This window comes from Pirellulales bacterium (genome assembly GCA_036267355.1).
Lineage (GTDB): Bacteria > Planctomycetota > Planctomycetia > Pirellulales > DATAWG01 > DATAWG01.
Genome location: DATAWG010000037.1, coordinates 15,042 through 24,384, shown reverse-complemented (window position 1 = coordinate 24,384; position 9,343 = coordinate 15,042). Strand labels below are relative to the sequence as shown.

Sequence of the window (9,343 nt, the reverse complement as noted above, 5' to 3'; positions counted from 1 at the left end):
GCGGTTGCCTCGAAATTATTCGACGCCGCTATCGATCTTGGTCGAACGACGCAGCCGGCGCGACAACCGAGCCCCCTTGGAAAGCGATCGCTTGCTCAACCGCGCCATGAGCGAGTCGGTCCGAGTGGAATCCGATGCCAGCGTGCTCGCGGCGGCAATGCCAACCGCGGCCGCCAGCGATGTCGCAGGCACGTCGGAGGCTTGCTGCTTCGCGGCGCCGCTTGCTCCGTTCCCCGCACTCGCCACATTCGGATTGCCGCGATCGAATGTAGCAGGGAGTGATCCAGCGTCCGTCCGGCCGCCACCGAAACCGGCATTCGGGAGCCCGAACGGAAACATCGCGGCGGTCGGTTTGCCGTGGCCGGCAACGGGGCCAGGCGAATTCAAGGGCGGCGAGACTTGCAGCCCCGGATTCCCTTGGCTCGGAATCGCAGGATTCGGAACCGCTTCGCCAGGGGCCGACGACGGTTGGCCCGCACGGGATGCGATGGCACTCCTGCCATTCCCGTTCGCTTGCCGGTTATCGCCAGCCGCCGCGTTTTGTTGTGCAGTCGAATTGCCATTCGAAGCGGGTGGATTGCTATCGGCTAGACCCTTGGCCTGATCGGTTTCGCTTTGACTCGTGGGGGGACGATCTCCCGCACCGCCCGAATCTTCCGCAGCATCCACCGGCTGGCCTTGCCGCACCATGACGTCGATCATCAGCCGCGAGCGGCCACTCTGCTGGAGATACACGCGATAACGTCCGTCGGGCAAGTTTTTGAACAAGCCCGGCAAATCATTCAGCGTTTTGTCGGGATCGGGCACGACGATCGGGCCGGCCTCCTCGTTCCCCAACGGCGAAACGATCCTCAACAGGACTTGCCGCTCGCCGCCCGTGGTGGCTTGGCCCGGGGCAACTCCAATATCTATTTGTTCCGAAACCGGCGTGTCGAGCGCCTGCACCATCGGCGTAACTTCCAGCACCGGCGGAACGACGGCTTCCACGATATCGGAAGTCGTATCGGGAATGACGGCGATGCCGACACCGGTGCCGGCCACCGCGGCCGACGTTTGCGCCGAGACGTCGGTGCCGGTGATCGCGATCGGGATGGCGGCCGCGGGATCGTCTTTGTCGGGATTCGTGGCGTAAAAATGGACGAGCGAGACGGTTGGAGTGGCCGAGGTAAGCGCCGTAGTGCTCGTCGTAGTGCCGTCGCCCCATGCGACAGCCAGCGTCCCGACACTCAACGCCGGCGGCGGCGGCGACGACGGAGACGATGGCGGCGGCGCCGTTGGATACAGCAGCGTCAAGGTGAGCGTCGTCGAGGAATCGGCCGAAATCGGCGTGGCCGACGCCGTCACTTCCCACAGGTAAATCGTCCGTGTCGTGAAGACCGGCGCCGACGCGATTAGATTGGCGCCGATATTTTCGGCCGAGATCGTCAGCACCGTGCCTGCGGAAGAATACGAAAGCGCCGCGTCGTTGGCGACGATAATTTGGCCGTTGGTCCCGATCGAGAAAGCACCGCCCGAGTTTCCTGCGGTGATCGAATACTGGATATTCGGATCGACATCCATGTCGGTGGCGGGGGCGGCAGTTCCGGCCACTCTCGTGCCGTTCGGGGCCAACACCGGCAGACTCGCCACGGTCGACGGCTGAGTGGTAAACGTCGGCGGGTCGATCACGGCCGTGGCCGTCACCGAGATTGGGGTGCTGGTCGAACTCGGCGAGATGACGGTGGAATTGGCTGGATTCACGCCGTCATTGACGGTAATCGTGAAATCGGTGGTGACGGAATCGCCCCCCGCCACCTGATGCTGCGTCGGCACGAACACCAGCGCGTCCAAAGCCGTATTCGCGGCGGCGGCCGTGCCGGCGAATTGGTAGGTGCTCGGGCCTTCAGAAATCCAGCCGCCTGCCGTCAGGCTCGACGCCTCGAACGTTCCGTTGGCCGCCGTGTCGATTTCAACGGTCACGATGTACGTCTGGGCCGGCGTGTTCGCATCGCTGATTCCAGGCGCGGGCGAACCGGCGGGCCCAAATGCCGACTGGAACACATTCACATCGGCTGCATCGGTCGTCTGCACGGGAGGCGTAGCGGCGTAGATTGTCGCCGGAGCCACGACTTGAATCGATGCGCTCGCCGGGGAGGCCGCGGAACTGAATGCCCCGGCGAAAGGCAACGCCGTCGGATCGAATGTCGTGCCGGCCGAACCGACGGTCCGGTCCCACGCTTGGAATTGGACGGTCGGAAGCACCGCGGTTGCGGAATCGTAGAAACCCGGATTCGGCGCAAACTGCACGGAATCGCTCGGAGCCAGCAGCAGCGCCGAAGTCGCGCTGACGACGACATACGGCGAGCTGGCGGTGGCGGGAACGGCGCCTGCATCGTAGATCGGTATCCAGCCGGAGCCGGTGGAATACGACCATTGGCCGTTGCTGTTGTCGACGTTCGTAATCGCAATTCCCAGCACATCGTTATCGGAATCAGTGGCCTGACCGCTGATCAGGTTCGACACCTGCGTGCCGGGGTTGCTGGCGCTCGATGCGCCTTCAGGAATCGGGCTCAAGGGGTTCGCGCCGTTGAGCACCGGCGTTGCGTCGGCGGTAACCGTGAGCACCGAGGCGGAGTCGGTCACGTTGTTGGCCGAGCCAAAAGAGTCGGCGAGCAACAGGGTGAACTGTGTTTGGACCGTCGCGCCGGCGGTCGTTTCATGAAGCGTCGGCGTGAATAAAAGAGCTCGCAGTGCGGTCTGGGCATCCACCGCATTGTCGGCGGTGAGCGTGTAGGTTCCGGTCGTGCTGTCGAAGCTGGCAAGGGAAACGCCGGCGAGGGAATCCGTCCTGGTGAGGACGCCGTTTGCTTGGCCCGCGGTGGGCGTGATGGTAATTGTCAGGGCCTCGTTGTAGGCGTTGCCCGCGACGTCGGTATCGCCGATCGTGACCGCGCTGAAAGGATTGCTCGTTTGATCGTCGAGGCTGGTGGAGACATGGGTGGCGCCGATCGAGAGCACCGGAACGATTTCGACCGTCGCGGTCGATGCGGGAGTGGGGCTCAAACCGCGCGCCAGAAGCGGCGATACGGTGTTGTCGGTATCGACCGTGCCGGCGAATTGGTTCCACGCTTGCAAGGTGATCGTCGAGGATCCGAGATCGCCCGTCGCCGGAACGAATCGGATGTAATCCGTCGGAGCCAACAGCAACACCGAAGTAGAACTGACGCCCGAGATAGCCTGCCAAGTGGGGCTTGCCGCGGTGCCGTCGGTTGAAAACTCCCAGGTGCCGAGCGTATCGTCGACCGCGGAGACGGCGACGCCGATGCCTGCGGAGCTGCCGGCGGCAGGCAGATTGGCGACCTCGATTCCCGGATCTTCGCTGTTAATCAGCGGATTTGCGTTCAAAGGCACCGGCTCTAGGTTGTTCGCGCCGGTCAGCGTTGGAGACGCAATCGAAAGTGTCGTGACCTGCGTGTTCGAATCGCTAACGGGGGTGCCAGTCCCCCGGCCGGGAGGCCCGTCGGTGACCATGAGGCCAAACGTCGTGACGACCGCTTGGCCTACCGTACCGGGGTTCGGCGTGAACACCAGAGCTTGTAACTCGCCGGTGACGGTGGCGGCATTGCCGGTGAGCGTGTAGGTTCCCGCGCCCATGGGGCCGGCGCCGGTATTTTCAACCAAGTCGGCGCTATCGGGACCGGGAAGGCTTAGCACCCCGTCGGCAAGCGAGGTGTCGATGCCGCCCGGGTTCAATTGCGTGATGAGAACGGTGATGTTCTCGGAGTTGTTGGTGTCGCCGATGACCGTCTGAATTGTCGTTCCGTTGTCGAAAGGCGTCGTCTGCTGGTCGTCGTTGATGGAGGTGGCGCCGGTGCCGGTGATCGAAAGCACGGGACGCACCGTGACCGTGGACGTAGCGGCGGTGGCGACGGTGCTGAAGGCACCCAACGATGTGGTCGTGGTCGCGTTGTAGGACTTGTCGACGCTGAGAGCGGTGTTGGCCGATCCATCCCAAGCGAGGAACGTAATGCTCGGAGTGCCGACGAATCCGAGCACCGGCACGAATCGTAGGTTATCCGTGTCGGCAAGCAAAAATGCGTTGCTGGCATCGCTCGTGGAGGAGACGGGGAGGGCGATCCAATCGGTGGGATCGGCGGCGGTCGAATATTCCCATTGGCCCAACGCTCCGATGCCCGTAAGGCCGGTATTGTCGGTAGCGGCGATGATGGCGATTCCCAACGTCGAATCACTCGAATCGGTCACTTGGGTCGGATCGTAGATCAACGCCGAAACTTCGGTTCCCGCGAGCGAGGTCGGAGATTCCGGATTAAGCGGATTCGAGCCGTTCAGCAACGGCGGCGATTTGACAACCATGATCTGGTTGGTGTCGGTGGGCGTGGCCGAGGTCGTAAACGTGTTCCCGGAGCCGGAACCATCGCTGAGCGCGAGCTGGAATGAAGTCGTGACCGACGCTCCGGGCGTACCGGCCGTCGGCGAGAACACCAATGCCAACAGGTCCGCCTGCAGCTTGGCCAGCGATGTGTCGGTGAGCGCGTACGTTCCCGCCCCGCTATTCGGAGTGAAGGTCGCTGTCGTGTGAGTGCCGGAAAGCGAAAGCGAACCATCGGCAAAACCCGTGTCGATGCCGCCCGAGTTCAACTGCGTAATCGTGACGGTCAGCGACTCGCTCGAATCGCTATCGGAGAGTGTAACGCCGGTAAAAGCGGCCGGTGCCGGTGTTTGGCCGTACGTGCTATCGATCGTCGTCGTGCCGAGGATCGAAAGCACGGGATTGACCACGATCGACGACTGCGCGCTGTTGCCGCTGAAGGCTCCGGGAAGCGTCGCCGGATTCACGTAAGAAAGCGCCGTGCCGCCGTTTGATGGCGCCCATGCCAGCAACGTGATCGTCGCCGTGGTGGAAGCGCCGCTCGTCGACTCGAATCGGATATAGTCGGATGGGCCGAGCAAAAAGGCATTCGTGGAACTGACCGGGGTGTTGCTTGGCGCCGGCGATGGCGAAATGGCCGTCCAGCCGCTGGTTCCGTTCGTGGAGTATTGCCAAACTCCGTTGCTGTCGTCGACCCCGATGACGGCCACCCCGTCGCTGCTGGAATTGGCATTGATCAAGCTCGACACTTGCATCGCGGCGCTGGTCGTGTCGGCCGGGATCGAGGTGAAAGAATTTGCGCTTGTGAGCGTGGGCGGCGTGTCGACGACGACGACCGTGCTGTCGTCCGTCACCGTGGTGGCGCCGAGCGTGTCGCCGAGCGACAGATCGAAGGTCGTCGAGGTTGAAGTACCCGCCGAGCCGGTTGCCGGCGTAAACGCGAGCCCGCGCAGATCGGTTTGCACCTGAGCGGCCGGGCCGGTAAGCGTGTAGACCCCACCCGCGCCGCCGGACAAGTCGTTCCCAGCGAGGGTGCCGTTCGCGCTGTTGCTGAGCGTGATCGTCAGCGTTACCGGATCGGTGTTCGTCGTGTTGTCGCCGATCGACACATTGCTGAACGGCGATGGCGTCGATCCGGCGGCGACCGTCGTTGATGCGGTGCCGCCGATCGAAAGCACGGGCACGACCGAAAGCTGAGGCTGCTCGCTGGTCGTGCTAAAATCGTTCGGGGATGTTGCCAGCGTATAACTAGCCTGATCGCTGCCGACATTCTCGTCCCAAGCCACAAGGGTAATCGACGACGTGCCGGCGAATCCCGAGTTGGCCACGAATTCAAGTTGGTCGCTTCCCGAGAGCAAAAACACATGCCCGCTGGTCTCGGTCGGTATTGCCGTCCATGCGTTCGTCGTCGTGTTGAAGTACTTCCAACTGCCATTGGAATCGTCGACCGCCGAGATGCCGATGCCGATCCCGGCGGGATCGGTTTGTCCCAAAATCAGGGTTGAAACGGTCGTGGCGGACGGCATGCCGCCTGTTTGAATCGCGGCAAAGCCATTCACTCCGTCTATCGTCGGCGGATTGGTGACCATCACCGTCGTGCTGTCGTTCAACACACCGGTTGCCCCGAGCGTGTCAGTCACACCCAATCCGAATTTTGTGGTGATCGAAGTTCCGACCGTCGGCGAGGCGGGCGTGAACGTGACCTGCTGCAAATCGGCGAGCACATCCGACAGCGAGCCGGAGAGCGTGTAGGTGCCATTGTGATTGTTCACAAGATCCGCACTATTGGCACCGCTGAGCGATAGCGAGCCATTCAGACTGTGCTGATCGGTCTGGCCGCTGTTGACGCCATTGCCGAACTGCTGCGTGATCGTGACCGTGATCGTGTCGTCGCTCGAGGCGCTGGCCGTATCGCCGATCGTCACTTCGTTGAACGGCTGCGGATCTTGACCGGCCGCGACATCGGTTGTGGCGGCGCCACTGATCGATAGCGTCGGGACGACCGAAATCGAGGCGGTTGCAGGGTCGCTGGCGGAACTGAATGCGCCGGAGCCGGGAGCTTGCCCCGTGTCGTCGGTCGTGTGCAGCGTTCCGCTGGTTCCATCCCACGCGACAAAGCTGATCGCCGCCGTGCCGGCAAAATTGGCGCGGGCCGTGGGAACGAAGCGGAGATAATCGCTGTTGGCCAGCAAAAAGGCCGACGAGCCGCTAAGGCTGCTGGAAAGGTCATTCCATGTGATGTTGTCGCTGGACCATTCCCATTGGCCATTCGTGTTGTCGACGTTCGTGATGGCGATGCCCAGCGCGCTATCGTTGGCGTCGGTGGTTTCGTTGAACAACAGCGAGGAAACTGCCGTACCCGTGACGGAGGAGCTGGTTGAATTCTCGGGAATCGGCGCGAAATCGCTCGTTCCCTTCAGCACGGGCGTGACATTGCCGGTCGTCGCGACCACCGCCGAAACCGGTCCCGCCGATTGCGCATAGAGATCGGTGACCGAAAGTGAGAAGCTCGTATTGACCGTCGTGCCGGCGGTACCGCGGTTGGGCGTGAAGGTCAGGGCGTCGAGGTCCAACGTGGCCTGTGCCGCGGTGACGCCGGAGATTAGATATTCGCCGCCGCCCTGGGGCGAGAAATTGCCGCCGGAGAGCGTGCCGTTGGCGGCAATATTCTGCGTAACCGTGACGGTGAGCGTGTCGGAGAGATCGGTCTCGTTGACGCTGATTTCGGTTGCCGTGTTGTCGAACGGCTTCGTGGCCTGATCGTCCAAGATCGGTTGGCTTCCGCCGTTGCCGTCATTCGCCAGTTGCGGACCTGCAGGCGGGGAGACGTCGATCGTCGACGTCTCGGTCGAGGGGCTGCCGGCGCTGCTGAAGTTGCTGGAATTGATCGTGAGCAATGTCTGGTCGCTTCCGCTCCCATCCCACGCCAAATAAGTAATCGAGGCCGAGTTGCCGCTGAAACCCGGATTCGGATCGAAGCGGATCGAGTCGGCATCCAACAGGGCAAAGGCCTGCGAGCCGGGGGCCGGAATCGCCGTCCAAATGCCGGAATTGTCGTATTGCCATGTCCCGCCCGCGCCGGTGCCGCTGCTCATCGACGTGATTGCGATGCCGCTGGCATTGCTGGTCTTTCCGCTGATTAGCGTGGAAACCGTCGTGCCGGTGTTGGTGCCATCTTGGGTAATGCCCGTCAGGTTTTTTGGAGTGCCGGTAAAGGCGGGCGATGCGCTCAACACGCGGCGTTCTTCCAGCCGTCCCACCTCTAGCGGAATCAGCAATTCATCGCGCCGCCGCCGTTCGGCCTTTGAAATGGCGTGGCGGCGGCTTTTCGGGCTGCTTCGCATCCATGTTGGTAATTGCATCGCTCGGCTACTCCACTCGGCTGCGCGTCTTGGTTGCGATTTGCTGGCCTCGATGCCCGACCGCGGCTGTTGCAGTCAGGCCATTCGAAAGCCCAACATCTCCCGTGGCCCTCGGCCGGCGGCAAAACCAGCTTCGGCTGGGCAAGTTGAGCGGGAAATCAGAGCTCAAAACAATCCGTAGACCCTATTATCTCGCCGTGGTTCCGAACGTGTCAAATCGTCCTGCCAAATCGCCGCCGGAACGGATCGAGGATCATCCCCGGCCGCTGGTAGTTGAAGCCGTTGCTGCGTCAAATTGCCGGCGAATCCGAGCCGTCGCAAAACCGGCGATCGCGTCCAGATGCGCAGTTCTCGCGTGACAGCACGTGGCCGGCGCACGAGCGCTCACCATCGTTTCGTATCCTTTCATCGGCCCATTCGCTCGCTAACTTCGTCACACGAAGAATTCTCGGCAATCTCTGCCACTCGCGACCAAACCTCTTGGACACCTCCCAAAATCGCGCGCCCGCACTGCCGCCAAGATCGGCGGGATACTGTGCCGGTTGTGCCGGATGTACGAAGCCGCGCCGAACGTTGGTGTGTCAAACCGTAGCGATTGTTCCGGCCGTGCCGATCGTTCGCAAAAAACGGATTGCCGCCGCGACGGTTCGGAGAGAACGAACCACCTGCCAGCGGTCGAAAACTACTTGTGGAGCGATTTTAACGGCCTCGGTCGGACTAACGCTTGCAGGAAGGGGTTTTCCTTATGGATCGCGTCACGGGGATTCGGATTCTTGCCGCCGTCGGAGTGTTGGCGATCGGCCTTCGGACCGGCGGACACGTTGTGGCCCAATCCGCTGGCCCTTGGCCGGCAATCAGCCCCTTGCCGCCATTTCCATCGCCAGCGGTGCAAACCTTGCCGCTGAATCCGGCCTGCCGCGAAAACATGCTTCGCTTGGTCGACACCGAATCCACGGATGTCGCGAAGGCCGTCAGAATCCGATTTGTCGAAGCGAGCGAATCGCAAGCCACGGCGCTGCAAACTATTGCGTTGCAAAACACCGCTCCCCAAACCGAACCGATTGGTCCGGGCCTCGCGCAGGGCAATCACACCGATACGCCGCAGTTGGCCCCCGGGTCGGGCACGCCCCCCGGCAGCTACGAGAAGATTTCGACCGGCTGGAAGCCGATCGGCGCGGTGGGCGCGTCAATCATGATGCCCCCCGGCGAATTGCCTGCCAACTTGGCCGCACCGGTGTTCGCGCGGGCAGGCGTGGCGGCGGCGCCGATCAATGAAAGCCACAACTGGCCGACGCTTTCCTACTCCTGGAACGCCTCGGCGGTTGGCCACAATCCATTGTACTTCGAAGACGTGAACCTCGAACGCTACGGCTACTCGCACGGTATCTTGCAGCCGTGGATCTCGGGCGGGCGGTTCTATCTCAACGTGATCTTCTTGCCCTACCACATCGTGGCCCACCCGCCGAAGGAAATCCAATATCCGCTCGGCTACTGCCGTCCCGGCGACCCGGCCCCACCGGTATTGCAGGTCGAGCCGATCAACATTCCCGCCGGCGTGGCCGAGGCCGCGTTTATCGTCGGAATGGTGATCATTCTGCCGTAGCGCGCGCGG

2 protein-coding genes are annotated in these 9,343 nt (G+C 62.5%); one reads left to right on the top strand and one right to left on the bottom strand.

What is annotated here, in order from left to right; genetic code table 11:
- Positions 1–15: 15 nt before the first annotated feature.
- Positions 16–7,731, bottom strand: a complete 7,716-nt coding sequence (locus VHX65_06440; GenBank protein HEX3998169.1) for a hypothetical protein — start codon at positions 7,729–7,731, stop codon at positions 16–18.
- A 745-nt stretch (positions 7,732–8,476) separates the two neighbouring features.
- Between VHX65_06440 and VHX65_06435 the strand changes: the two genes are divergently transcribed.
- Positions 8,477–9,334, top strand: a complete 858-nt coding sequence (locus tag VHX65_06435) for a hypothetical protein (GenBank protein HEX3998168.1) — start codon at positions 8,477–8,479, stop codon at positions 9,332–9,334.
- Positions 9,335–9,343 lie beyond the last annotated feature (9 nt).